The sequence below is a fragment of the Oryzobacter terrae genome (assembly GCF_042756445.1).
GTDB lineage: Bacteria > Actinomycetota > Actinomycetes > Actinomycetales > Dermatophilaceae > Oryzobacter > Oryzobacter terrae.
Genome location: NZ_CP170578.1, coordinates 3,601,456 through 3,625,573 on the forward strand (window position 1 = coordinate 3,601,456; position 24,118 = coordinate 3,625,573).

Sequence of the window (24,118 nt, forward strand, 5' to 3'; positions counted from 1 at the left end):
TCCCCGGAGTCACCCGCCCGCCCCCGTCTCGTCGCGTGTGCTCAGGTGGTCGTCGGGGCAGCCACCCCGGCACACGCCGCGGGGAGGGTGCGGCGCGTGTGCCCAGGTGGTCGCGGGGGCAGCCACCCGGGCACACGAGGCCGCACAGCCGGGGCGGTTTGGGTGGCTCGTCGCGGCGACCTACCCTTGGGGGATGCCCGGTCAGTCCGTCTTCCGCTCCCTCGAGCCGCTCCTCGAGCAGGTGAGCAAGCCGATCCAGTACGTCGGCGGCGAGCTGAACTCCACCGTCAAGGACTGGGACGTCGCCGGTGACGCCACCGTGCGCTGGTCCCTGATGTACCCGGACGCCTACGAGGTCGGCGTGCCGAACCAGGGCGTCATGATCCTCTACGAAGTGCTCAACGAGCGGGCCGACGCCCTCGCCGAGCGCACCTACGCGGTCTGGCCCGACCTCGAGGCGCTGATGCGCGAGCACGGCGTCCCGCAGTTCACCGTCGACGCGCACCGACCCGTCGGCGACTTCGACCTGTTCGGCCTGTCGTTCTCCACCGAGCTCGGCTACACCAACATGCTCACCGCGCTCGACCTCGCCGGCATCCCGCTGCACGCCCGCGACCGCGACGAGTCGCACCCGATCGTCGTCGCCGGTGGGCACGCCGCGTTCAACCCCGAGCCGATCGCCGACTTCGTCGACGCGGCCGTGGTCGGCGACGGCGAGGAGGCCGTCCTCGCCATCACCGACATCGTGGGCGACTGGAAGCGCACCGGGCGGCCCGGAGGGCGCCACGAGCTCCTCATGCGCCTCGCCCGCACGGGCGGCGTCTACGTGCCGGCGTTCTACGACGTCACCTACCTGCCCGACGGGCGCATCCAGCGCGTCGCCCCGAACCAGCCGGGTGTCCCGTGGCGCGTGTCGAAGCACACCGTCATGGACCTCGACGCGTGGCCGTACCCGAAGCAGCCGCTCGTGCCGCTGGCCGAGTCGGTCCACGAGCGGATGTCGGTCGAGATCTTCCGCGGCTGCACCCGCGGCTGCCGCTTCTGCCAGGCGGGGATGATCACCCGCCCGGTGCGCGAGCGCTCCATCACCGGCATCGGCGAGATGGTCGAGCGCGGCCTGGCCGCGACGGGCTTCGAGGAAGTGGGCCTGCTCTCGCTGAGCTCGGCCGACCACTCCGAGATCGCCGACGTCGCGAAGGGGCTCGCCGACCGGTACGAGGGCACCAACACCGGTCTCTCGCTGCCCTCCACGCGCGTCGACGCGTTCAACATCGACCTCGCCAACGAGCTGACCCGCAACGGGCGGCGGTCCGGACTGACCTTCGCCCCGGAGGGCGGCTCCGAGCGGATCCGCAAGGTCATCAACAAGATGGTGAGCGAGGACGACCTCATCCGCACCGTCTCGGCCGCCTACGGCGCCGGCTGGCGGCAGGTGAAGCTGTACTTCATGTGCGGCCTGCCGACCGAGACCGACGAGGACGTCCTCCAGATCGCCGAGCTCGCGAAGAAGGTCATCGAGACCGGCCGCCAGGTCAGCGGGCGCCGCGACATCCGGTGCACCGTCTCCATCGGGGGGTTCGTGCCCAAGCCGCACACGCCCTTCCAGTGGGCGGCGCAGCTCGGCGCCGAGGAGACCGACGCGCGGCTCGACAAGCTGCGCCAGGCCATCCGGTCCGACCGGCGGTACGGGTCGTCCATCGGGTTCCGGTACCACGACGGCAAGCCGGGCATCGTCGAGGGACTGCTCTCGCGCGGTGACCGCCGGGTGGGCCGCGTCATCGAGGCCGTCTGGCGTGCCGGCGGCCGGTTCGACGGCTGGTCCGAGCACTTCTCCTACGACCGCTGGATGGAGGCCGCGTCGGCCGAGCTTCCGGCGGCCGGGGTCGACGTCGCCTGGTACACGACCCGCGAGCGCGGGGAGTCGGAGGTCCTGCCGTGGGACCACATCGACTCCGGCCTCGACAAGGAGTGGCTCTGGCAGGACTGGCTCGACTCGCTCGACGAGACCGAGGTCGAGGACTGCCGCTGGACCCCGTGCTTCGACTGCGGCGTCTGCCCCCAGATGAACACCGAGATCGAGATCGGGCCCACCGGCGTCAAGCTGCTGCCGCTCACCGTCCTCGGCTCCGGCCGTGAGGCGATGCGCGAGCACAGCCACGCCTGACCCGGGCACACTGGCCGGGTGAGCGCGTCGAGGCCCCCGGTCGAGATCACCCTGCGGTTCCTCGCCGCGCCCACGGACGCGGGGCAGTCGGGGTCGGTCTCGGCGGGGCGCGTCCTCGAGTGGATCGACAAGGCCGGGTACGCCGCGGCCGCGGGCTGGAGCGGGACCTACTGCGTCACCGCGTACGTCGGCAACGTCCGGTTCACCCGCCCGGTCGAGGTCGGTGACCTCGTCGAGGTGACCGCCCGCGTCGTGCACACCGGACGCACCTCGATGCACGTGACGGTCGACGTCGCGTCCGGCCCGCCGCGGACCCGCGAGCTCGCGCCGGCCACCCGCTGCCTCATGGTGTTCGTCGCCGTCGACGACGCAGGCCGCACGACCCCGGTGCCGACGCTCGTCCCGGCGACCCTGGGGGAGGAGCTCCAGCAGGGGTGGGCGGTCCGCCGGGCCGACCTGCGGGCGGAGGTCGAGACCGCGATGGCGGGGGTCGAGTACACCGCCGCGGGGACGGCGCCGCGGGTGGCGCTGCGCTTCCTCGCCGCCCCGACCGACGTCAACTGGGGCGGGAAGGTCCACGGGGGCGTCGTCATGCGCTGGATCGACGAGGCGGCGCACGTCCTCGCGACCCGGTGGACCGGCGACGTCCACAACGTCGCGATCTTCACCGGGGGAGTGCGCTTCTACCGCCCGCTGCGCATCGGGCACCTCGTCGAGGTCGAGGCGCGGCTGCTGCACACCGGGCGGACCTCGATGCACGTGGGCGTCCACGTCCGCTCCGGCGACCCGGCCGACGGCCCCGACGCGATGGAGCTGACGACGTACTGCCGCACCATCCTCGTGGGCATCGACGAGGATCGGCGGGCCGTGCCCTGTCCCACGTGGGTGCCGGTGTCGGAGGAGGACCGCGTCCTCGACGCCCACGCCGTCGAGCTCGTCCGCATCCGCGAGCGCTTCGGCGACTGATCGGCTCGCGCACGACCGCTGGTCTGGCCGCCTCTCCACCGACCTCCAGGCGCTGCGGCCACCCCGCCGCAGCGCCCCGAACCCCCGAATGTCACCGAACCTCCGGTCTGGCCCCCGATATCGGGCGACACACCGGAGGTTCGGTGCCATTCGGGACGGACACATCGCTGTGCCATTGACGATGCTGTGTGAGACACACTATAGTGTCGGTATGACCACTGAAGAGGACGTCCTCAGCGGACACCTGCAGGAGCTGCGACGGGGCACCGTCGTCGTCGCCTCCCTCGCGACGCTCCGGACCCCGGGCTACGGCTACGCCCTGCTCGAGACGCTCGACCGAGCCGGGTTCGGGGTCGACGCCAACACCCTCTACCCGCTCCTGCGACGCCTCGAGAAACAGGGCCTGCTCGTCGCCGAGTGGAACACCGACGAGAGCCGGCCGCGCAAGTTCTACCGGACCAGCCCCGAGGGCGAGGCGGTCCTCACCGCCCTGCGCACCGACTGGCGGGCCCTGGACGCCGCCATCTCCGACCTCGCCTGAGCGCGAGCACCGGCCACCCCGCCCCGACACCCCGACACCCCCACATCGCCACCGCCACCGCCACCGCCACGACCGGCAAAGGACACCCGACATGGCCCCCACGACCTCGACCCCCTCGGCCCCGCGCCCCGCCCGCCCCGGAAGGACCCACCCCATGACCTCGCTCACCGACCGCTACGTCACCGCCACGGTCCGCGGCCTCGACGAGGGCCAGCGCGCCGACGTCGAGCGCGAGCTGCGGGCCACGATCGAGGACATGGTCGACGCCCGCCTGGACACCGGTGCCGCCCCCACCCGTGAGGAGGCCGAGCGCGCCGTCCTCATCGAGCTCGGCGACCCGATGCGCCTGGCTGCCGGCTACTCCGGGAGCCCGCTCCACCTCATCGGCCCGACGGTCTTCCCGCAGTGGCGCCGCCTCGTCGTGCTCCTGCTGTGGACCGTCGTGCCGATCGTGACGGTGCTCAACCTCGTCATCCGCCTCTTCGTCGACGACGTCGCGGCCGACGGGGTGGGCCCGGCGTTCGGCAGCGCGGCCGGCCTGGCCGTCCAGGTCGCCATCCACGTCGTGTTCTGGACCACGCTCGTCTTCGCCGTCCTCGAGCGGACCCAGCCCGCCACGGACCTCGGCGGCTGGGACCCCCACCAGCTCCCCGAGGACGACCAGGCGCGCTCCGTCGGCCTCGGCGAGACCGTGGCGTCGCTCGTCTTCCTCGTGCTCATCGCCCTCGCCATCGTCTGGCAGCACGTCAACTCGCCGGTACGGGCCGCCGGAGAGGCCGTCCCCGTCCTCGACCCGGCCCTGTGGTCTTTGTGGATCCCGGTGTTCCTCGTCGTCGTCGTCGGGCACGCCGTCGTCGCGGTCCTGACCTTCCGGGCCGGGCGCTGGACCCTGCCGCTCGCCCTCGTCGGGGTGGCCCTCGACGTCGTGGCGACGGCCGTCATGGTCTGGCTGCTCCAGACCGGGCAGCTCTTCAACGCCGCCTTCCTCGACGTCATCACCGCCGGAGGATGGGTCGACGCCGAGCGCGACCTCACCCTGGGCCTGACCGTCGGGATCATCGGGATCACCGTGTGGGACCAGGTCGAGACGTTCCGCCGGGTCCGCGCCGGCCGCTGAGCCGCGAGGCCTGCCCGCTCCGCGGGTGGTCGGTCAGCCGAAGAGGGCGCCGACCACCTCGCGGAACAGGGCGGTGTGCCGGTCGACGTCGGCCCGGGTCGTGTCCGGGCACATGAGCGCCATGTTGTGGAAGGGCGTCATGAGCACGCCGCGGTTGCACATCGCGAGGTGCATGTAGGCGTCGACGTCGTCGTCGTGCGCGGCGGCCGACTCCTCGCCGGTGCGCGGGGCCGGGCGGGTGAACCGGTACTCCGCCCGGGCGCCGAGGCGGCTGATCGACCACGGGACGTCGAGCTCGTCGAGGGTGGCCTGGACGCCGTCGGCGAACGCGATGGCGAGGTCCCCCATCCGCTCGAACGCGTCCTCGGTCAGCACCTGGTCGAGGGTCGCGCGCATCGCCGCCGTCGACAGCGCGTTGCCGGCGAGCGTGCCGCCCACCCCGCCGACGTCGATGATGTCGGCGTCACCGTCGTCGGTGTGCCGGGTCACCGCGGCCGCGACCTCGTCGGTGATGCCGTAGGCGCCGCAGGGGATGCCGCCGCCGATCGACTTGCCGATGACGAAGATGTCGGGCTCGAGCTCCCACTCGCGGGTCGCACCGCCCCAGCCCGCGGAGAACGTGTGCGTCTCGTCGATCATGAGGAGGGCGCCGTGCTCGGTCGCGAGGTCGCGCAGGCCCTGGAGGAAGCCGGGCTCGGGCAGCACGATGCCGATGTTCGTCAGCGCGGGCTCGGTGAGGATGGCCGCGACGTCGCCGTGGGCGAGCTCGCGCTCGACCGACTCGAGGTCGTTCCACGTGGCGGCGCGCGTCGTGAGGTCGAGGGGGACCGGGGGAGCGACGTTGCCCGGCCGCGACTGCGCCTTGCCGTCGACGCCGGGCAGGGCGAAGGCCTCGTCGACCGAGCCGTGGTAGCAGTACGCGAAGACGAGGACCTTCGGGCGCCCGGTGGCCAGCCGGGCCAGGCGCACGGCCCACCGGTTGGCGTCGGTGGCCGAGAGCGTGAAGCTCCACAGCGGCAGCCCGAACCGGCGGGTCAGCTCCTCGCCGACCCACTGCGCGTCGGCGGTCGGCAGCATCGTCGTGATGCCGCCGAGGTCGCCCATCCGGCGCCCGACGGCCTCGACCGTGGCCCGCGGCGAGTGCCCGGCCATCGCGCCGGTGTCGCCGAGGGCGAAGTCGACGTAGGTGTGCCCGTCGACGTCGCTGATCCGGTTCCCCCGGGCGTGGTCGAGGTAGAGCGGGAAGCCGCCGCTCCACTTGTTCATCCACGTCATCGGGACCCGGCCGAACAGGTTGGAGCCCTGCTCGAACAGCTCGCGGCTGCGCGGGTGGCGCGCGGTGTACTCCTCCTGCTCCGCGGCGAGGAGCTCAGCGAGGCGTGACCTGTCGAGATCGGGCATGGTCGCACCCTAGCCACACGGATGCAGTGTCCGGCAGACGTTCCGGGGCACGGATCCGGTGGCGCGCCGCCGTACCCCCTCCGGTGTCCGCGACATCGCAGGTCAGGCCGCGCCCGGGGAGGCCTCCCCATTGCCCGTGGCGACGACCCCGCCTAGCGTCACGGGAAACAGGTGAGGGACGACCAGGGGGAAGCACGTGGGGGGCGGACCGGACGGCGTGGGCATGGTGCCCGCCGACATGGAGCACGACAGCGCGCAGTGGGCGGCCGCGGCCGGCCACCTCGAGCGGGCCCGGGCGCTCGCCCAGGGCGAGATCGACGAGCACCCCCCGTTCGGCGTCTACAACGACATGGTCGGCGCGTCCTACCGCTCCTCGGCCCGACCGGTGGCGGCCCACCTCACGGCCGGGGTCACGGCGCTGACCCGGATGGCGGAGATCGTCAGCGCGAACTCGGCCGAGACCCAGGGCAACGACGACACCGCCGGGACGACCGTGGGCAAGGCCGGCACCCCCTCGGGTGGCGGCGGTGAAACGCCTCCCACCGGAGGGCCCGGCGGCGGCGGGCCGGCCCCCGGGCAGACGCCGGACGGGGGAGAACCGGGTGGCGAGCTCGACGACCCGCCCGCCCGAACCCCGTGGTACCTCGTCGACCGGGACCGCGACGGCATCCTCGACGTCCACGAGGACGAGGACGGCGACGGAGTCCTCGACGTCTGGGCCGACCGTGACGGCGACGGCGTCCCGCGCGCGTGGGAGGACCGCGACCGTGACGGGCGGCCCGACGTCCTGCGCGACCGCGACCGTGACGGTGTCGCCGACGTCCTGCAGGACACCGACGGCGACGGGACGGCCGACGTCCTCCAGGACGACGACGGTGACGGGGTGCCCGACGTCTGGAAGGACGCGAGACTGCCGAGCACCGTCCCCGACACCGACCGGGACGGGGTGCCCGACCTCTGGGAGGACGCCGACGGCGACGGCGTCGTCGACCTCGCGCAGGACACCGACCGCGACGGCGTGCCCGACCTGCTCCAGGGTGAGGACGGGCTCCCGACCGACGACGTCGACCCGGGTGACGACGAGGACGACGGCGCCGGTGACACCGACGACACCGACGACACCGACGACACCGACGACACCGGGGACGTCACCGAGGTGGTCGACCCGGGCGAGGAGGTCGACGACTCCGAGGTCGACGACACCGAGGGTGGCGACGGCGACGGGGGCGTGGACGGCTCGGAGGACGTCGAGGTCGTCGACGACATCGACGACGCCGACCCCTCGGCGGTCGACGACGGCGACACCGGCGCGGACACCGGCGCGGGCGCCGGTGGTGACGGCACGGTCGACGACACCCACGCCTTCTGGACCGACGACAGCACCCCGCCGCCCGCGCGGCCCGCAGCGATGGAGTGGACCCGATGACCGACAGCCACGACACCGTCGTCTCCGACGTCCGGGCGAGCGTGTCGACGCTGCGCTCGTGGGCGGATGCCGTCATCGCCAACTGGGACTCCTACGCCGCGCTGCACCGGGACCACCCCGGCTTCGAGGACTGCCGTGACGGCTGGGTCGTCGTGCGCAACGACGTCCGAGACCTGTGCACGACGGTCACCGGCCGCGTCGACGACTCCTCGTGGATGGCCGACCTCGAGGACCGCGAGGCCTTCTGGTCCCGCGCCGGGACCCGGGTCGACGACGCCACCGACGCCGTCGCCGACGCGAGGCTGCGAGCGACCGAGTCGTGGACCCAGGGGGCGTCCGACCGCTACCGCGAGGCGATCCCCGGCCAGCGGATCGCGCTGGTCCGGGCCCACAGCGGGCTCACCTGGATGGCGAACGGCTGCACCGGGGCGGTCGAGGCGGGCCTGCGCCAGCTGACCAGCGTGCGCGACGCCCTCGAGGCGGTCGAGCTCCCGGGCTACTTCGGGGAGCCCGACGGGTCCGTGCCGACGAACGACTACGACGACTGCACCTTCGCCCACCACACGCACACGGGCCTGGGCAACCTGGGCCGCGAGCCGTTCGAGACGGCCGAGGCGGCGGTGTCGGCGGCGTGGGCGACGATGCGCACGGAGGTGCGCGACGCCTTCCGGGCCGTCGACCCGAACGTGCCGCCCTCCGTGCAGCCGACGCCGGTCCCGATCGCCGAGTCGTACGAGACCACCCCGTGGCCGACCGTGGGGGCGGGCTGAGCCGTCCGGCGGCGTCGCCGATTCGGCGGGGGAGCCGCCCGCTCCTAGGCTGCTGAGCCATGGCCCGCCAGCGCACCCCCGAGGGACCCCCTCCCGCTCCCGCGGTCCAGAAGCTGCGGATCCGCTACGCCAAGCGCGGCCGCCTCCGGTTCTCCTCGACCCGGGACTTCTCGCGCGCCCTCGAGCGTGCCCTGCGCCGCGCCGACGTCCCGATGGCCTTCTCGGCGGGCTTCCACCCCCACCCGCTCATCTCGTACGCGAACGCCGCCCCCACCGGGACGGCGAGCGAGGCCGAGTACTTCGAGATCCGGGTCACCGAGCGGGTCGAGCCCGAGGCCGTGCGCGCCGCCCTCGACGAGGCGCTGCCCGAGGGCCTCGACGTCCTCGAGGTCGTCCCGGCAGGGCCGGGGGCGCTCGCCGACCGGCTCGAGGCCAGCGAGTGGCGGCTCGTCGTCCGCGGGGCCGAGCCCGGCGTCGTCCGCGACGCCGTCACCGCCTTCCTCGCGACGGAGGTCGCCGAGGCGACCCGCACCTTCAAGACCGGCCCGCGGACCTTCGACACGCGCGGCCCGGTGCTCGCGATGGAGGTGACCGGGGTCGACGAGGAGGGGTGTGCGATACTTCGCATGGTCGTACGGCACACCACACCGTCCGTACGCCCCGACGACATCCTGACCGCACTGCGCGCAGTGACCGGGTTCTCGCCACCGGTCCCACCCCTGGTGACCCGGCTGGCGCAAGGCCCTCTGCTCGACGCAACTGCTGGGGTGGCCGACCCATTGGCCGCCGACAAGGACGCCGCCGGCCACGGATAGGTGCCGCGCCGCCCGCGCGAGCCGCTCCGGGGCAGAAGTCGACTTCCGTGCGGGGTGCGTCCCCACACGATCCGATCGCACACCACGCGGTCGGCGAGGGACCGGATCGCTTGTCGGACCGGGGCCGGTGTGGTCGCCACGGCGTGGGTGACGAAAGAGAGCCGGACATGGCGTCCGAGAACGACACCACCGACCAGACCACCCCCGCGACCGACGTCGCCGAGGGTGCCGCGGCCTCCGCCCCCGAGAAGCCCAAGCGGCGACGGGCGACGAAGAAGGCCTCCGCGCCCGAGCCCGTCGACCCCGGCACCGAGGGCGCCCCGGCCGGCACCGACGCCGACGAGGCCGGTGCCGCTGACGGCTCCGAGGCCCCCGAGGCCCCCGAGGCCCCGGTGAAGAAGGCGACGCGCAAGCGCGCCGCCAAGAAGACGACGACGAAGAAGGCCGCCAAGGGCGCCGCCCCCGCCGACTCGCAGGACGCCGCGCTCGCACCGACCGCCGACGAGCCGGCCCCGGCCGACCTCGGCGCCACCGAGGCCGACCCGACCGAGGCCACCGCGGACGACGAGGAGGAGGACGGCGCGGCCCCGGCCGTCCCGACCTTCGGCCTGGTCTTCCAGCCGCCCCAGCCGGTCACCCGCCCGCGCCGCCGGGCCACCTCGCCCGTCCAGGCGCCCGTCGAGCGCCCCGCCGAGGAGCTCGAGGCGGAGGCCGAGGCCGCATCGGCCACCCCAGCGGCCGACGACAGCGACGCGGCCCCGGCGGTCGGGACGCCCCGCCGGTCGCGCCGGTCGCGCGCCCAGGCCGTGACCGAGGAGAGCGCCGAGGCCGCCGACGAGGCGGGCGACGACTCGTCCTCCGACGACACCCAGCCGGAGTCCGACGCCGACGCGGGCTCGCGCCGCCGCCGCAGCCGTGGCGGCCGCGGCCGCCGTGGCCGTTCAGGCGGCGACGACGACGGCCGCGACCCCCGCGACGCCCGCGGGACCAGGGACTCCGACGACGAGGGCGACGACTCGTCCTCCGACGACGCCCCGCGCACCGGCCCGTCCGACCAGGACGACGCGTCCGACAGCGGCTCGAGCCGTCGCCGCCGCCGCCGCCGCCGCGGCGGGTCCGGTGACGGCGAGGGCGACGACCCGCCCGGCACCGTCACCCGCGTGCGCGAGCCCCGCTCGCCGCGCGACGAGCCGACCGCCGTCAAGGGCTCCACCCGTCTCGAGGCCAAGAAGCAGCGCCGCCGCGAGGGCCGCGAGGCCGGGCGCCGCCGCACGATCATCACCGAGGCCGAGTTCCTCGCCCGCCGCGAGAGCGTCGAGCGCGTCATGGTCGTGCGTGGCCGCGGCGACCGCACCCAGATCGGCGTCCTCGAGGACGGCGTCCTCGTCGAGCACTACGTCTCGCGCGAGACGACGGCCTCGATGGCCGGCAACGTCTACCTCGGCCGCGTCCAGAACGTCCTGCCCTCGATGGAGGCCGCGTTCGTCGACATCGGCAAGGGCCGCAACGCCGTGCTCTACGCCGGTGAGGTCAACTGGGACGCCGCCGGGCTCGAGGGCGGCAACAGCCGTCGCATCGAGAACGCACTGTCCTCCGGCGACACCGTGCTCGTCCAGGTGACCAAGGACCCGATCGGCCACAAGGGCGCGCGCCTCACCTCGCAGATCTCGCTGCCGGGCCGCTACCTCGTCTACGTGCCCGAGGGCCAGATGACGGGCATCTCGCGCAAGCTCCCCGACACCGAGCGGGCCCGCCTCAAGGCGATCCTCAAGGAGGTCGTGCCCGACCACGCGGGCGTCATCGTGCGCACCGCCGCGGAGGGCGCCTCCGAGGAGGAGCTGCGCGCCGACGTCGACCGCCTGACCAAGGCGTGGGAGAAGATCGCGAAGAAGGCCGAGTCGGCCAAGGCCAAGAAGGCCGGCAGCGGCGGCGCCCCCGCCCTGCTCCACGGCGAGCCCGACCTCACCGTGCGCGTCATCCGGGACGTCTTCACCGAGGACTTCACCTCGCTCGTCGTCTCCGGGGACAAGGCGTGGAACGACGTCAGCGAGTACATCGAGGACGTCGCCCCCGACCTCGCGTCGCGGGTCACCCGCTGGACCTCCGAGGACGACGTCTTCGCCGCGCACCGCATCGACGAGTCGATCGCCAAGGCGATGGACCGCAAGGTCTGGCTGCCCTCCGGGGGCTCGCTCGTCATCGACCGCACCGAGGCGATGACCGTCGTCGACGTCAACACCGGCAAGTTCGTCGGCTCCGGGGGCAACCTCGAGGAGACCGTGACGAAGAACAACCTCGAGGCCGCCGAGGAGATCGTCCGCCAGCTCCGGCTGCGCGACATCGGCGGCATCATCGTCATCGACTTCATCGACATGGTCCTCGAGGCCAACCGCGACCTCGTCGTGCGCCGGCTCCTCGAGTGCCTGGGCCGCGACCGGACCAAGCACCAGGTCGCCGAGGTCACCTCGCTCGGCCTGGTCCAGATGACCCGCAAGCGGGTCGGGTCCGGGCTCATCGAGGTCTTCTCCGAGACGTGCGAGCACTGTGCCGGCCGCGGCATCGTCGTCCACAGCGAGCCGATCGACCGGGGTGGCGCCGGCCAGGACCAGGGCTCGTCGGCGCGTTCCGGCCGGGGCCGTGGCGGCCGCAGCGGGTCGGGCTCCGGCTCGTCCGGGTCCTCCGGGTCCGGGTCGTCGTCCGCGGGCGGCTCGGCCGCCGCCGAGCGCGCCGAGGAGCACAAGGTCCACTCGGGTCCGTCCGCCGCCCAGATCGCGGCCGCGGCCCACGCGGCGGCCCTGCGCAAGTCCGACGGCGGGCACCACGACGAGGACCTCGCTGGCGAGACCGGTGGCGACGTCGCGGTCGAGCCCGTCGAGGACGCCCCGGTGACCACGGACGCCCCGGCGGCCGAGATCGTCGAGGCGCCCGACGTCGCCGACGTCGCCGAGCCGGTCGAGGACGTCCGGTCCGCCGAGGCGCCCAGCACGCAGCCCGAGGTCGCCCCCGAGCCGGTCGCCGTCGTCGAGGAGGAGCCGGTCGCCCCGGCCCCGCGGGGCCGCCGTCGCCGGGGTCGCGTCGTCGCCCCCGCCGGGCCCCCGCGCAGCGGTGCGGGCGAGGGTGGGGCACAGCCCGGGAGCGAGTGATTTTGAGGGCTGCCGGAGCACCGGTAGTCTGGTCCGTCGGTGCGCCCACCGAGCAGACGTCCCGTGTCGTCCACGGGGTCGCTGTCTGCCGGTTGTCCCAGGAGGCGTGCGAAGAGTGAGAGTGAGTACGACTGTGTACGCGATTGTGCGCGCAGGTGGTCGCCAGGAGAAGGTCTCCGTCGGCGACGTCCTGCTCATCGACAAGGTCGGCCAGGCCGGCGACAAGGTGCAGCTCCAGCCGCTGCTCGTCGTCGACGGGGGCACCGTGACCTCTGACGCGAGCAAGCTCGCCAAGGTCACCGTGACGGCCGAGGTGGTCAAGGCCGCGAAGGGCCCGAAGATCACCATCCTCAAGTACAAGAACAAGACCGGCTACCGGAAGCGCCAGGGCCACCGCCAGCCGCTCACGCAGGTCAAGATCACGGCGATCGACGCCTGATCCCGGAACTCACGAAGGACTTCTGAGATGGCACACAAGAAGGGTGCGTCCTCGACCCGCAACGGTCGCGACAGCAACGCCCAGTACCTCGGCGTCAAGCGCTTCGGCGGTCAGACCGTCAAGGCCGGCGAGATCCTCGTCCGCCAGCGCGGCACGCACTTCCACCCCGGCGACGGCGTCGGCCGTGGCGGCGACGACACCCTCTTCGCGCTCGTCGCGGGAGACGTGAAGTTCGGCGCCAAGCGCGGCAAGAAGACCGTCAACATCCTCCCGGCGGAGACCGCCGCCGAGTGACGCGTCGCCGGGTCGAGCACCCGGCACCACACGCACCACAGTCGTGAGGGGCGGGCCTGAGACGGGCCCGCCCCTCACGCCGTCCCACCCGCGGCACCACCCGCACCCGGCCCGTCAGGGCCCTCACAGATCGAGGAGCGCAGGCATGACGACCTTCGTCGACCGCGTCGTCCTGCACGTCGCCGCCGGGAACGGCGGCCACGGCGTGGCCTCGGTCAAGCGCGAGAAGTTCAAGCCGCTCGGCGGCCCCGACGGCGGCAACGGGGGCAAGGGCGGCTCGGTCGTCATCGCCGTCGACCCGCAGTCCACGACGCTGCTGGACTACCACCACACCCCGCACCGCAAGGCGACGAACGGCAGGCCGGGCGCCGGTGACGAGCGCAACGGCGCCGACGGCGACGACCTCGTCCTGCCGGTGCCCGCCGGCACCGTCGTCAAGGACCGTGACGGCAACGTCCTCGCCGACCTCGTCGGCTTCGACGCCACCTTCGTGGCGGCCCGCGGCGGCCGTGGGGGCCTGGGCAACAAGGCCCTGGCGAGCGCCCGCCGCAAGGCGCCCGGGTTCGCCCTCCTCGGCGAGCCGGGCGACCACCTCGAGGTCGTCCTCGAGCTGAAGTCGCTCGCCGACGTCGCGCTCATCGGCTTCCCGAGCGCCGGCAAGTCCTCGCTCGTGTCCGTCCTGTCGGCCGCCCGGCCCAAGATCGCCGACTACCCCTTCACCACCCTCGTGCCCAACCTCGGGGTCGTCACCGCCGGCTCGCAGCGGTACACCATCGCCGACGTGCCCGGGCTCATCCCCGGCGCCAGCGAGGGCAAGGGTCTCGGCCTGGAGTTCCTCCGCCACGTCGAGCGCTGCTCGGTGCTCGTCCACGTCGTCGACTGCGCCACGCTCGAGCCGAACCGCGACCCGATGACCGACCTCGACGTCATCGAGGCCGAGCTCGCCGCCTACGTCACCGACGACTCCCTCGGCGGGCGTCCGCTCTCGGAGCGCACCCGCATCATCGTCCTCAACAAGGCCGACGTCCCCGAGGCGCTCGACCTCGCCGAGATGGTCAAGCCGATGCTCGAGGAGAAGGGGCTCGAGGTCTTCATCGTCTCGGCCGTCGCCCACACGGGGCTCAAGGAGCTGGGCTTCGGCCTGGCCCGCCACGTCGCCGCGGCCCGCGCCGAGCTCGAGGCCTCGGTCGTCGAGCGCCCGCGCGTCGTCATCCGGCCGCGCGCCGTCGACGACAGCGGCTTCGTCGTGCGCCGCGAGAACACGCCCGACGGCGAGGTCTTCCGCGTCCTCGGGGAGCGCCCCACCCGTTGGGTCCACCAGACCGACTTCTCCAACGACGAGGCCGTCGGCTACCTCGCCGACCGGCTCGCGCGCCTCGGCGTCGAGGAGGCCCTGCTCAAGGCCGGCGCCGTCTCGGGGTCGACCGTCCTCATCGGTCCCGAGGACGACGCGGTCGTCTTCGACTGGGAGCCGACGATGACCGCCGGCGCCGAGCTGCTCACCGGGCCGCGCGGCACCGACGTGCGGTTCGAGAACGAGCACCGCAAGACGCGTGCCGAGAAGCGCGACGAGTTCCACGGCCGCAAGGACGCCGCGACCGCCGCCCGCGACGAGCTGGCTGCCGAGCGCCGGGCCGGCCACTGGGCGCAGGCGGACGACCCCGAGGACGCCTGATGTCCGGTGGGGACGCCGCCCGCCTGCGCGAGGCGGTGGGCGACGCCCAGCGGCTCGTCGTCAAGGTCGGGTCGTCCTCGCTGACGAGCGCCGACGGCGGTCACCTCGACGAGGTCGCGCTGCGGGCGCTCGTCGACGTCCTCGCCGAGCGGCGGGCGCAGGGCCGGCAGGTCGTCCTCGTGTCGTCGGGTGCCATCGCCGCCGGGATCGGTCCGCTGGGGCTGGCCTCGCGACCCACCGACCTCGCGACCCAGCAGGCCGCGGCCTCGGTGGGCCAGGGCGCGCTCGTCGCGGCGTACCAGGCGGCCTTCGGGGCGCACGGGCTGACCGTGGGACAGGTGCTGCTCACCGCCGACGACACGACCCGGCGCTCGCACTACACGAACGCGCGTCGCACCCTCGAGCGGCTGCTCGAGCTCGGCATCGTGCCGATCGTCAACGAGAACGACACGGTGGCCACCCACGAGATCCGCTTCGGCGACAACGACCGGCTCGCCGCGCTCGTCGCCGACCTCGTCGCGGCGCAGGGGCTGGTCCTGCTCACCGACGTGGACGCGCTCTACGACGGGCCGCCGTCACGGGGAGGGTCCCGGCGGGTGCCGCTCGTCGCGACGACCGAGGACCTCGAGGCCGTGACGATCGGCGGGACCGGCTCCTCGGTCGGGTCCGGTGGGATGGTCACCAAGGTCGAGGCCGCCGGTATCGCGGGTGCGGCCGGCATCCCGACCCTGCTCACCCGCCTGCCGGACGTGCGGGCCGCCCTCGACGGCGCGGACGTCGGCACGGTGTTCGCGCCGGCGGCCGCCACCCGGGCGTCCCGCAAGCGCTGGCTGGCCCACGCGACGACGGCTCGCGGGCGGCTCGTCCTCGACGACGGTGCGGTCGCGGCGGTGACCGAGCGCCGGAAGTCGCTGCTCGCCGCCGGGATCACGGCGGTGCGGGGGACCTTCGCCGCCGGCGACCCGGTCGACGTCTGCGCCCCCGACGGGACGGTCATCGCCCGCGGGCTGGTGTCGTACGCCTCCGGCGAGCTGCCGCGGCTGCTCGGGCGCTCGACGCCCGACCTCGCCCGCGAGCTCGGCAAGGCCTACGAGCGCGAGGTCATCCACCGCGACGACCTCGTCGTCCTCTGACCCCTCGACCCTGCCTCGGGTGGGTCAGTGCAGCCGCTCGACCTCGAACTGCATCCGCGGGTTGGCGATCTCCTCCTGGCTCTGGACGAGCTGGAGCTCGCGTCGGCCCGACCCGTGGGTGCGCTCGAGGAGGTCGAACACGCTCGACACGGTGCGGCCCAGCGCGACGCCGGCGTCCTGCGTCTGCAGCAGGTGGGCGGTGAAGAGCGCGGCGGTGACGTCGCCGGAGCCGTTGGCCTTGAGCGGCAGGTGCGGCGTGCGGACGATCCAGGCGCCGTCGCCGTGGACGGCGAGCATCTCGATGGTGCCCTCGGGCCGGTCGGGCCGCAGCACGCTCGTCACGAGGACCGTGGACGGGCCCATGGCGCGGGCCTGCTCGACGGACTCGAGGGTGGAGTCGAGGTCGCCCGGCTCGGTCTCGGTGAGGAAGCCGAGCTCGAACTGGTTGGGGGTGATGAGGTCGGCCTGCGGGACGACCTTCTCGCGCAGGAGGACGGGGATCGCCGGGTGGACGAAGCAGCCCGACGTCGCGTTGCCCATGACGGGGTCGCAGGCGTAGATGGCGGCCGGGTTGGCGGCCTTCGTGCGCGCGACCGCGTCGAGGATGACCTCGCCGATCTGCTCACCGCCCTGGTAGCCGGAGAGCACGGCGTCGACCTCCGCCAGCGCCTCGCGCTCCTCGATGCCGGTGACGACCTCGCGCACGTCCTCGGGCGGCATGAGGGGCCCTCGCCACTGGCCGTACCCGGTGTGGTTGGAGAAGTGGACCGTGTGGACCGGCCACACCTCGACCCCGAGGCGCTGGAGCGGGAAGACGGCGGCCGAGTTGCCGACGTGGCCGTAGGCGACCGAGGACTGGATGGACAGGATCGTCGTCACCCGCCCATCCTCGCACTGCGCCCGTGGAGGGGGGTCGTCGCGCGGTGGGGCGCGGCGACGCGCTCCTGCCGAGGACGTCCGGATGGATCACCGGGTGAGGCGCCGCTCGGCGCCCCGTGGAGGGGGTCGTCGCGCGGTGGGGCGCGGCGACGCGTTCCTGCCGAGGACGTCCGGATGGGTCACCGGGTGAGGCGCCGCTCTGCGCCCCGTGGAGGGGGTCGTCGCGCGGTGGGGCACGGCGACGCGTTCCTGCCGAGGACGTCCGGATGGATCACCGGGTGAGGGGTCGCTCTGCCCCGTGGAGGGGGTCATCGCGCGGTGAGGCGCGGCGACGCGTTCCTGCCGGGGACGTCCGGATGGATCACCGGGTGAGGCGACGCTCTGCGCCCCGTGGAGGGGGTCGTCGCGCGGTGGGGCGCGGCGACGCGTTCCTGCCGGGGACGTCCGGATGGATCACCGGGTGAGGCGACGCTCTGCGCCCCGTGGAGGGGGTCGTCGCGCGGTGGGGCGCGGCGACGCGTTCCTGCCGAGGAGATTGCGTCCCGTGAGTTGGTGGGCTTTCAAGGGTGACCTTGGTGCCTACTTGCCGCTGGTGATTGCGGTGGTGTCAGTATCGCGCGGGGTGTTCAGCAGCGCCATCGAGGCTTCGGACAGGTAGCGCCGGTCGCTGACTTGCCATTCGTCGTGGGCGTCGGCCAGGACGGCACCGACGAGGCGGATGACGGCGCCCTCGTTGGGGAAGATGCCCACGACGCGGGCTCGGCGTTTGATCTCCTTGTTGACCCGCTCGATGGGGTTGTTGGACCAGATCTTGGACCAGTGCGCCTTGGGGAACGCGGTGAACGCCAGGACCTCGGCCTTGGCGTCGTCCATGAAGGGCCCGATCTTCGGGAACGCCTTGGCGAGCTGGTCGCGCACTTCGTCCCAGGTGGCGTGCACCGCCTTGTCGTCGGGCTGGGCGAAGATCGTGCGGAACAGTGCGGCGACCATGTCCTTGTGGGACTTGGGGACCAGGGCGAGCAGGTTGCGGGCGAAGTGGACCCGGCAGCGTTGGTGCGCGGCCCCGGCGAAGCATCGGGTCAGGGCCTTGACCAGGCCGGCGTGCTGGTCGGAGATCACCAGGCGCACCCCGGCCAAGCCACGGTCCTTGAGGTCGGTGAGGAACTTGCGCCAGAACGTCTCGTCCTCGCTGTCGCCGACGTCCAGGCCGAGGATCTCGCGGGTGCCGTGCTCGGTGACACCGGTGGCGACCACGACGGCCTTGGAGACCACCTGCCCGCGGGCGACCTCGCGCACGTGCAGGTAGGTCGCGTCCAGGAACACGTACGGGAAGGCGGCGTGACCCAGGGTGCGGGCCCGGAACGCGCCCACCGTCTCGTCCAATCCGGCACAGATCCGCGACACCTCGGACTTGGACATGCCGGTACCGCCGAGCGCGGCGACCAGGTCATCCACGCTGCGGGTGGACACCCCGTGCACGTAGGCCTCCATCACCACCGCGTGCAACGCCTGGTCGATCCGTCGGCGCGGGGCGAGGACCTCGGGGAAGAACGGGCCCTTGCGCAGCTTGGGGATCGCCAGCTGAACATCGCCGGCCTTGGTGGTCAGCACCCGAGGGCGCGACCCGTTGCGCTCGGTCGTGCGGGCCTCGGACCGCTCGTAGCGGCCCGCGCCGATCACCTCGGTGGCTTCGAGCTCGACCAGGTCCTGCAACGCGACCCGCACGGCTTCACGGATCAGGTCCACGCCCTCCCCGGCGCGGAATACCTCGAGCAACTCGGTCAGGGCAGACTGGGACAAGGCCATCGGTGAGATCTCCTTCGGTGAGTGCTTGGCCGTACACACCAAGAATCTCGCCGATGGCCCCACCTACATCAGAGCCGCTCCGCTCCCACGAAACCCCACCACGCCATGGGACTCATACGCCGAGGACGTCCGGATGGATCACCGGGTGAGGCGCTGCTTTGCGTAAAGGGTCCGGATGGATCGCTCGGTGCGCCGACACCGTCCGCCATCCCTGTTCTCGAGGCCACCGTTCTTGTCTCGTTAAGACGCACACGGCGTGCGTCACGTGGCGATGCAGGCGGGATGCGTCGCATGGGGACGCACCTGATCGGTTGCGTCGTGTGGGGATGCCCCCGGTTGCGTCCTGAGGGCGGTTGTCGTCAGCGCAGGTGTTCTCGGCGCGGTCTGCGGCAGGCCGTGGACCGACTCGACGACCAACCGAGCGGATGGATCGTGTGGTGGACCAGGACCACGGGTCTACCGCACGATCCACCGGGCCGTTGCCCGGTGGGGGTGGGCCGGGTGCGCCGCCTGGTCCGCCGCATGATCCATCGGGACGTCCCTCGGTGGGGTGGGCCGAGTGCCCTGACTGGTCCACCGGGTGATCCATCCGGACGTCCCGGGGTGCAGACCGGGTCGAGGGGCGGGCGGGGCTGCCCGGCAGCGGGGCGCGCGACCTACCCTTGACCCATGTCCGAGCGCACCACCGGGATCGACCCCGCCGACGTCGAGCAGGTCCGCACCCTCGCCGAGGCCGCCCGCACGGCCTCGCGCCGCCTCGCCCAGCTCACCCGCGCCGAGAAGGACGCCGCCCTGCGCACCCTGGCCGACGCCCTCGAGGCCGCCACCGACGACATCGTCGCGGCCAACGAGAAGGACCTCGAGCGCGGCCGCGCCCACGGGATGGCCGAGAGCCTCCAGGACCGCCTCCGCCTCGACGCCCCCCGCGTCGCCGCCGTCGCCCAGGCCCTGCGCGACATCGCCGCGCTCCCGGACCCGGTCGGCGAGGTCGTGCGCGGCTCGACGCTCGCCAACGGGCTGCAGATCCGCCAGGTCCGGGTCCCGATGGGCGTCGTCGGCATGATCTACGAGGCGCGCCCCAACGTCACGGTCGACGCCGCCGGGCTCGGCCTCAAGTCGGGCAACGCCGTCATCCTGCGCGGAGGGAGTGCCGCCGCCGACACCAACCGCGCCACCGTCGCCGTCCTGCGCGCCAGCCTCGAGCGACAGGGACTGCCCGCCGACGCCGTCGGCCTCCTCGAGGGCGGCCACGGCGCGGTCCGCGCGCTGATGACGGCCCGCGGGCTCGTCGACCTCCTCATCCCGCGCGGGGGAGCCGACCTCATCCGCAGCGTCGTCCTCGAGTCCACCGTCCCCGTCATCGAGACCGGCGTCGGCAACTGCCACGTCTACGTCGACGCCGCGGCCGACCTCGACAAGGCCCTGGCGATCGCCGTCAACTCCAAGACCCACCGGCCGAGCGTCTGCAACGCGGCCGAGACCCTCCTGGTCCACCGGTCCGTCGCCGCGCAGTTCCTGCCCAAGGCGCTCGCCGCGCTGTCGGGGGAGGGCGTCGTCCTCCACACCGACCCCGCCGCGGGCGCCCAGGCCGACACCGCCGGCGTCACCCACGACGCGGTCACCGAGGCGCACTACGACACCGAGTTCCACGGGCTCGAGATGGCCGTCGGGGTCGTCGACGACCTCGACGCCGCCCTCGAGCACATCCGCCGCCACGGCTCGGGGCACACCGAGGCCATCGTCACCGAGGACCGCGGGGCCGCCCGCCGCTTCACCAACGAGGTCGACGCCGCCGCGGTCATGGTCAACGCGAGCACCCGCTTCACCGACGGCGGGGAGTTCGGCTTCGGCGCCGAGATCGGCATCAGCACCCAGAAGCTGCACGCCCGGGGGCCGATGGCCCTGCCCGAGCTGACGACGACGAAGTGGGTCGTCGAGGGCGACGGTCAGGTCAGGGTCTGAGAGCCGGGCCGATCGTCGGCCTCGACGTCGGCCGAGTCGTGCGCGACGAAGTACGACGGCCGGCCCTGCAGCGCCGTGTACGTGCGTCCGACGTACTCCCCGAGGATGCCGAGCGCCAGCAGCTGCACCGCGCCCACCGCCGCGACGATGACGACGGTCGAGGTCCAGCCGGGCAGGGTGTTGCCGAGGAGCATCGCGACGACGGCGTAGACGAGGACGAGGAGCGCCGCGACACCGCCGAGCAGGCCGAGCCACGTCGCGAAGCGCAGCGGAGCGGTGGAGAAGCCCGTGACGCCGTCGACCGACAGGCGCAGCATCTTGCCGAGCGGGTACTTCGAGTCGCCGGCGGCGCGGTGCTCGCGGCGGTACCCCACCGAGGCGCTGGGGAAGCCGAGCGCCGGGACGACGAGGCGCAGCACCCGGTTGTGCTCGGGGAGGGCGTTGACCGCCTCGACGGTGGCCCGTGACATGAGCCGGAAGTCGCCGGCGTCGACGTGGGCGTCGACGTCGGAGAGCCGGCGGATGGAGCGGTAGAACGCCCGGGCGGTCATCCGCTTGAACGCGGTGTCGGTGGAGCGGTCCTCGCGGACCCCGTAGACGACGTCGACCCCCTGGCCGCGGGCGACCGCGAGCATCTCGCCGATGACCTCGGGCGGGTCCTGGAGGTCGGCGTCGATGGTCACGACCCAACGGCCACGGGCCCGGGCGAGCCCGGCGGAGATGGCGGCCTGGTGGCCGGCGTTGGTGCGCAACCGCACCACCCGCACCTGCGGCCACGTTCGGCGCACCCGCTGGAGGACGACCGGCGTGGCGTCCCTCGAGCCGTCGTCGACGCACAGCACCTCGTAGGTGACGCCCCAGGCGTCGGCCACGGGGCGCAGCCGCTCGACGAGGAGGGGGAGGACCTCCTCCTCGTCGAAGATCGGGATGACGACCGTGAGGTCGACGGCGGCGTCCGGCATGCCCCCAGCGTAGGCGTCGGCCGGGGGAGGCGGGGCACGACTGAGGGCCCCCGAGTATGAGATCGGGGGCCCTCGGTCGGCGGCGTGCGCCGAGTGTCGAGCCGGTCGGTCCGCGCGGTCTCCCGCCCGGTGTGCCACTACGACGATGGCGCCGTCCCCGAGGGGACGGACTTCGACTCAGGCCGGACGGCCGCGGCACCAGCGCCGTCGAGCGCGTGTGTCCCCCCCTCGCGAGGGGGTTGATCCCTGCTGAGTGGACCCGGTAGGACCGGTGTGCCGTTATCCGTGCGACCTGCCCTCCCGTGCCCACCCCGGTGGTCTCCCGCCGGTGTCGACCCGTTCGGGCGTGACGCCTTTTCTAGTGCCGAAATGGCCTGTCACGCAAGCGCATCGGAAAGAAAACATCAACCATCTCGGCACCCGGCGTGTCGTCCACAACCCCTGAGCGCGAAACCCCCCTCCGTGCACAGGGGTGTGGACGAAACCCGTGGACAGAGCAGGCGCTAGGGTGGTCGCCATGACCGTCGCCCGCTTCGCCGCCGCCGAGGCAGCCCACCGCGAGCTGCCCATGCCCCCGTGGCTGTTCGGCGTCCTCGCCCTCGTCGCGTTCGCGTTCCTGCTCGGGGTCACCTGGTCCTTCCGCGGGACCGCGCAGAAGTACGCCCGGCCGGACCTCGAGGGCGCCCGCCACGGCCGCGCCGCGACGGGTCCCGACCACGTGGCCGAGGGCGACGAGCCCCACTGGCCCGAGCACCCGGGTCACCACTGAGCGAGGCACGCCCGCGGGTCGGGGTGATGGGCGGGACCTTCGACCCCGTCCACCACGGACACCTCGTCGCCGCCTCGGAGGTCCAGTCGCTGCTCGCCCTCGACGAGGTCGTCTTCGTCCCCACCGGCCAGCCGTGGCAGAAGGAGGGGCGTGAGGTCGCCCCGGCCGAGCACCGCTACCTCATGACCGTCGTCGCGACGGCGTCGAACCCCCGGTTCACCGTCTCCCGGGTCGACATCGACCGCGACGGACCGACCTACACCATCGACACCCTGCGCGACCTGCGCGCCCAGCGCCCCGACGCCGAGCTGTTCTTCATCACGGGCGCCGACGCCCTGGCGCAGATCCTGTCGTGGAAGGACGCCGAGGAGCTCTTCGAGCTCGCCCAGTTCATCGGGGTCACCCGCCCGGGCTACGAGCTGTCCGAGACCGGGCTGCCCGCCGACCGTGTCGACCTCATGGAGGTCCCCGCGATGGCGATCAGCTCCACCGACTGCCGCGACCGGGTCCGTGACGGCGAGCCCGTCTGGTACCTCGTCCCCGACGGCGTCGTCCAGTACATCAACAAGCACCGCCTCTACGCCGCGCCCACCGGCGCGGGCGCCGCACCACCGCAAGGAGCACCGTGACCGCCACCGACCGAGCCCTCGAGCTGGCCCGAGCCGCCGCAGGCGCCGCAGCCGACAAGCTCGCGACGACCATCGCCGGGATCGACGTCTCCGAGCAGCTCGCGCTGACCGACGTCTTCGTCATCGTCTCCGCGGAGTCCGAGCGGCAGGTCGGCTCGATCGTCGACGAGGTCGAGGACGTCATGCGCGACATGGGCTCCAAGCCGGTCCGCCGCGAGGGCCAGCGCGAGGGCCGCTGGGTCCTCATCGACTTCGTCGACATCGTCGTCCACGTCCAGCACGACGAGGAGCGCAAGTTCTACGAGCTCGAGCGCCTGTGGAAGGACTGCCCGGCCGTCGACCTGGGCGTCGTGGGCACGGAGCAGGGCGGGCGGTGACCGGGGCGGCACCCCTGGCCCCCCGCCGCGTCGTCGTCCTGCGGCACGGGGAGACCGAGCACAACGTCGCCGGCATCTGGCAGGGCCACCTCGACACCGGGCTCTCCGCCCGCGGGATCGAGCAGGCGGAGGCCGCCGGCCCGCACCTCGCGGCGCTGCGGCCCACCCACCTCGTCTCCAGCGACCTCACCCGGGCACGCGCGACGGCGCAGGCCCTCTCGCGCGTCATCGGGCTGCCCGTCGAGACCGACGAGCGCCTCCGGGAGGTCGACGTCGGCGCCTGGCAGGGGCTGACGAGCGCCGAGGTCCGCGAGGGCTGGCCCGAGGTCCAGGCGGCCCTGGGCCGCGGCGAGGACGTGCGCCGGGGGGACCACGGCGAGACGCTCGCCGAGGTCGCCGCCCGGGTCGCGGCCGCGCTCACCGAGCACCTGGCGCAGGTCGGCCCGGGGGAGTGCCTCGTCGTCTCGACCCACGGCGCCGCCGGCCGGGTCGCCGCGGCGTGGCTGCTCGGGCTCGACGACGACGTCGCGTGGCGGGTCCTCGGACCACTGGGCAACGCGCACTGGGCCGAGCTCGTCGAGGGACGCGCCGGCTGGCGCCTCCACACGTGGAACGCGTCCTCGGGCGCCGACGCGATCGAGGGCACCCCGCCCCCCTGAGGCCGTCGTCGCGGGCGGAGCGGGCTCCCTCGCCACCGGATTTGGTGGGCGGCAGGGTCGCTGCGTAAACTCGCCGTCGCCCCTCAGGGGGTGTCCCACCCGGGGCTGTAGCGCAGTTGGTAGCGCACCTCCATGGCATGGAGGGGGTCAGGGGTTCGAATCCCCTCAGCTCCACATCGGACACGACGGAT

Annotated in this window: 21 protein-coding genes and 1 tRNA gene; 18 read left to right on the forward strand and 4 right to left on the reverse strand. The window is 73.4% G+C overall.

The window, feature by feature from the left end:
• Positions 1-193: 193 nt before the first annotated feature.
• The 4 genes from ACFWN3_RS17240 to ACFWN3_RS17255 all read left to right on the forward strand — a co-directional run bounded on the left by ACFWN3_RS17240 (position 194) and on the right by ACFWN3_RS17255 (position 4,788).
• Entirely contained in the window at positions 194-2,164 is a 1,971-nt protein-coding gene (locus ACFWN3_RS17240) for a TIGR03960 family B12-binding radical SAM protein (RefSeq protein ID WP_377641731.1), read from the forward strand.
• Between the two features lie 18 nt (positions 2,165-2,182).
• Positions 2,183-3,130 carry an acyl-CoA thioesterase gene (locus ACFWN3_RS17245; RefSeq protein WP_377641733.1) on the forward strand — a complete coding sequence of 316 codons (948 nt, stop codon included), beginning with the start codon at positions 2,183-2,185 and terminating at the stop codon, positions 3,128-3,130.
• Between the two features lie 211 nt (positions 3,131-3,341).
• On the forward strand, positions 3,342-3,671 hold the full coding sequence (locus ACFWN3_RS17250) for a PadR family transcriptional regulator (protein WP_377641735.1): 330 nt from the start codon (positions 3,342-3,344) through the stop codon (positions 3,669-3,671).
• A gap of 154 nt (positions 3,672-3,825) precedes the next feature.
• A complete protein-coding gene (locus ACFWN3_RS17255) occupies positions 3,826-4,788 on the forward strand; it encodes a permease prefix domain 1-containing protein (protein ID WP_377641737.1) in 963 nt (320 codons plus the stop codon).
• Between the two features lie 33 nt (positions 4,789-4,821).
• Here the strand turns inward: ACFWN3_RS17255 and ACFWN3_RS17260 are convergent, their stop codons facing one another.
• Positions 4,822-6,189: a transaminase gene (locus ACFWN3_RS17260; RefSeq protein WP_377641739.1), complete on the reverse strand. Its 1,368-nt coding sequence runs from the start codon at positions 6,187-6,189 to the stop codon at positions 4,822-4,824.
• A gap of 223 nt (positions 6,190-6,412) precedes the next feature.
• Between ACFWN3_RS17260 and ACFWN3_RS17265 the strand changes: the two genes are divergently transcribed.
• The 8 genes from ACFWN3_RS17265 to proB all read left to right on the forward strand — a co-directional run bounded on the left by ACFWN3_RS17265 (position 6,413) and on the right by proB (position 15,884).
• Positions 6,413-7,615 (forward strand): hypothetical protein, encoded by a 1,203-nt coding sequence (locus ACFWN3_RS17265; protein ID WP_377641741.1) that lies wholly within the window; start codon positions 6,413-6,415, stop codon positions 7,613-7,615.
• Complete coding sequence (locus ACFWN3_RS17270; RefSeq protein ID WP_377641743.1) at positions 7,612-8,385, forward strand: hypothetical protein; 774 nt, start codon at positions 7,612-7,614, stop codon at positions 8,383-8,385. The genes ACFWN3_RS17265 and ACFWN3_RS17270 overlap by 4 nt, the downstream gene beginning before the upstream one ends.
• Before the next feature lie 59 nt (positions 8,386-8,444).
• Positions 8,445-9,200 carry a TIGR03936 family radical SAM-associated protein gene (locus ACFWN3_RS17275; protein WP_377641745.1) on the forward strand — a complete coding sequence of 252 codons (756 nt, stop codon included), beginning with the start codon at positions 8,445-8,447 and terminating at the stop codon, positions 9,198-9,200.
• Positions 9,201-9,367: 167 nt separating this feature from the next.
• On the forward strand, positions 9,368-12,343 hold the full coding sequence (locus ACFWN3_RS17280) for an Rne/Rng family ribonuclease (protein ID WP_377641747.1): 2,976 nt from the start codon (positions 9,368-9,370) through the stop codon (positions 12,341-12,343).
• A 133-nt stretch (positions 12,344-12,476) separates the two neighbouring features.
• A complete protein-coding gene (gene rplU / locus ACFWN3_RS17285; protein WP_377645642.1) occupies positions 12,477-12,782 on the forward strand; it encodes a 50S ribosomal protein L21 in 306 nt (101 codons plus the stop codon).
• Positions 12,783-12,809: 27 nt separating this feature from the next.
• Entirely contained in the window at positions 12,810-13,076 is a 267-nt protein-coding gene (gene rpmA / locus ACFWN3_RS17290) for a 50S ribosomal protein L27 (protein ID WP_377641748.1), read from the forward strand.
• Between the two features lie 145 nt (positions 13,077-13,221).
• Positions 13,222-14,751 (forward strand): GTPase ObgE, encoded by a 1,530-nt coding sequence (obgE, locus tag ACFWN3_RS17295; RefSeq protein WP_377641749.1) that lies wholly within the window; start codon positions 13,222-13,224, stop codon positions 14,749-14,751.
• Positions 14,751-15,884 (forward strand): glutamate 5-kinase, encoded by a 1,134-nt coding sequence (gene proB, locus ACFWN3_RS17300; RefSeq protein WP_377641750.1) that lies wholly within the window; start codon positions 14,751-14,753, stop codon positions 15,882-15,884. The genes obgE and proB overlap by 1 nt, the downstream gene beginning before the upstream one ends.
• A 24-nt stretch (positions 15,885-15,908) precedes the next feature.
• Here proB and pdxY read toward each other — a convergent pair whose 3' ends face one another.
• The gene (gene pdxY / locus ACFWN3_RS17305) at positions 15,909-16,763 is read right to left on the reverse strand and encodes a pyridoxal kinase PdxY (protein WP_377641751.1); all 855 of its coding nucleotides are present in this window, start codon (positions 16,761-16,763) and stop codon (positions 15,909-15,911) included.
• 579 nt (positions 16,764-17,342) lie between these two features.
• The gene (locus tag ACFWN3_RS17310) at positions 17,343-18,569 is read right to left on the reverse strand and encodes an IS256 family transposase (RefSeq protein WP_377641753.1); all 1,227 of its coding nucleotides are present in this window, start codon (positions 18,567-18,569) and stop codon (positions 17,343-17,345) included.
• A 669-nt stretch (positions 18,570-19,238) separates the two neighbouring features.
• Here ACFWN3_RS17310 and ACFWN3_RS17315 point away from each other — a divergent pair.
• A complete protein-coding gene (locus ACFWN3_RS17315; protein WP_377641755.1) occupies positions 19,239-20,531 on the forward strand; it encodes a glutamate-5-semialdehyde dehydrogenase in 1,293 nt (430 codons plus the stop codon).
• Here ACFWN3_RS17315 and ACFWN3_RS17320 read toward each other — a convergent pair.
• A complete protein-coding gene (locus ACFWN3_RS17320) occupies positions 20,516-21,493 on the reverse strand; it encodes a glycosyltransferase family 2 protein (protein WP_377641757.1) in 978 nt (325 codons plus the stop codon). The genes ACFWN3_RS17315 and ACFWN3_RS17320 overlap by 16 nt on opposite strands.
• Positions 21,494-22,010: 517 nt before the next feature.
• On the opposite strand from ACFWN3_RS17320, the gene ACFWN3_RS17325 reads away from it, so the two are divergent.
• The 5 genes from ACFWN3_RS17325 (at position 22,011) to ACFWN3_RS17345 (ending at position 24,101) form a co-directional block, all read left to right on the forward strand.
• The gene (locus tag ACFWN3_RS17325; protein ID WP_377641758.1) at positions 22,011-22,262 is read left to right on the forward strand and encodes a hypothetical protein; all 252 of its coding nucleotides are present in this window, start codon (positions 22,011-22,013) and stop codon (positions 22,260-22,262) included.
• Positions 22,263-22,288: 26 nt separating this feature from the next.
• Complete coding sequence (nadD, locus tag ACFWN3_RS17330; protein ID WP_377641760.1) at positions 22,289-22,891, forward strand: nicotinate-nucleotide adenylyltransferase; 603 nt, start codon at positions 22,289-22,291, stop codon at positions 22,889-22,891.
• Positions 22,888-23,268: a ribosome silencing factor gene (gene rsfS, locus ACFWN3_RS17335; protein WP_377641761.1), complete on the forward strand. Its 381-nt coding sequence runs from the start codon at positions 22,888-22,890 to the stop codon at positions 23,266-23,268. The genes nadD and rsfS overlap by 4 nt, the downstream gene beginning before the upstream one ends.
• Positions 23,265-23,927 (forward strand): histidine phosphatase family protein, encoded by a 663-nt coding sequence (locus ACFWN3_RS17340; RefSeq protein WP_377641763.1) that lies wholly within the window; start codon positions 23,265-23,267, stop codon positions 23,925-23,927. Before rsfS ends, ACFWN3_RS17340 begins: the two co-directional genes overlap by 4 nt.
• 101 nt (positions 23,928-24,028) lie before the next feature.
• Positions 24,029-24,101: transfer RNA gene (locus tag ACFWN3_RS17345), tRNA-Ala, on the forward strand.
• The last annotated feature ends 17 nt before the right edge of the window (positions 24,102-24,118 follow it).

Bases quoted from the DNA above. Each gene is read 5' to 3' on its own strand.
- ACFWN3_RS17260 (WP_377641739.1), bottom strand. From the start codon at position 6,189: ATGCCCGATCTCGACAGGTCACGCCTCGCTGAGCTCCTCGCCGCGGAG.
- rpmA (WP_377641748.1), top strand. From the start codon at position 12,810: ATGGCACACAAGAAGGGTGCGTCCTCGACCCGCAACGGTCGCGACAGC.
- ACFWN3_RS17240 (WP_377641731.1), top strand. From the start codon at position 194: ATGCCCGGTCAGTCCGTCTTCCGCTCCCTCGAGCCGCTCCTCGAGCAG.
- ACFWN3_RS17310 (WP_377641753.1), bottom strand. From the start codon at position 18,569: ATGGCCTTGTCCCAGTCTGCCCTGACCGAGTTGCTCGAGGTATTCCGC.
- ACFWN3_RS17275 (WP_377641745.1), top strand. From the start codon at position 8,445: ATGGCCCGCCAGCGCACCCCCGAGGGACCCCCTCCCGCTCCCGCGGTC.
- ACFWN3_RS17315 (WP_377641755.1), top strand. From the start codon at position 19,239: ATGTCCGAGCGCACCACCGGGATCGACCCCGCCGACGTCGAGCAGGTC.
- ACFWN3_RS17320 (WP_377641757.1), bottom strand. From the start codon at position 21,493: ATGCCGGACGCCGCCGTCGACCTCACGGTCGTCATCCCGATCTTCGAC.
- ACFWN3_RS17270 (WP_377641743.1), top strand. From the start codon at position 7,612: ATGACCGACAGCCACGACACCGTCGTCTCCGACGTCCGGGCGAGCGTG.
- nadD (WP_377641760.1), top strand. From the start codon at position 22,289: ATGGGCGGGACCTTCGACCCCGTCCACCACGGACACCTCGTCGCCGCC.
- ACFWN3_RS17265 (WP_377641741.1), top strand. From the start codon at position 6,413: ATGGTGCCCGCCGACATGGAGCACGACAGCGCGCAGTGGGCGGCCGCG.
- ACFWN3_RS17325 (WP_377641758.1), top strand. From the start codon at position 22,011: ATGACCGTCGCCCGCTTCGCCGCCGCCGAGGCAGCCCACCGCGAGCTG.
- ACFWN3_RS17255 (WP_377641737.1), top strand. From the start codon at position 3,826: ATGACCTCGCTCACCGACCGCTACGTCACCGCCACGGTCCGCGGCCTC.
- proB (WP_377641750.1), top strand. From the start codon at position 14,751: ATGTCCGGTGGGGACGCCGCCCGCCTGCGCGAGGCGGTGGGCGACGCC.
- obgE (WP_377641749.1), top strand. From the start codon at position 13,222: ATGACGACCTTCGTCGACCGCGTCGTCCTGCACGTCGCCGCCGGGAAC.
- ACFWN3_RS17250 (WP_377641735.1), top strand. From the start codon at position 3,342: ATGACCACTGAAGAGGACGTCCTCAGCGGACACCTGCAGGAGCTGCGA.
- ACFWN3_RS17280 (WP_377641747.1), top strand. From the start codon at position 9,368: ATGGCGTCCGAGAACGACACCACCGACCAGACCACCCCCGCGACCGAC.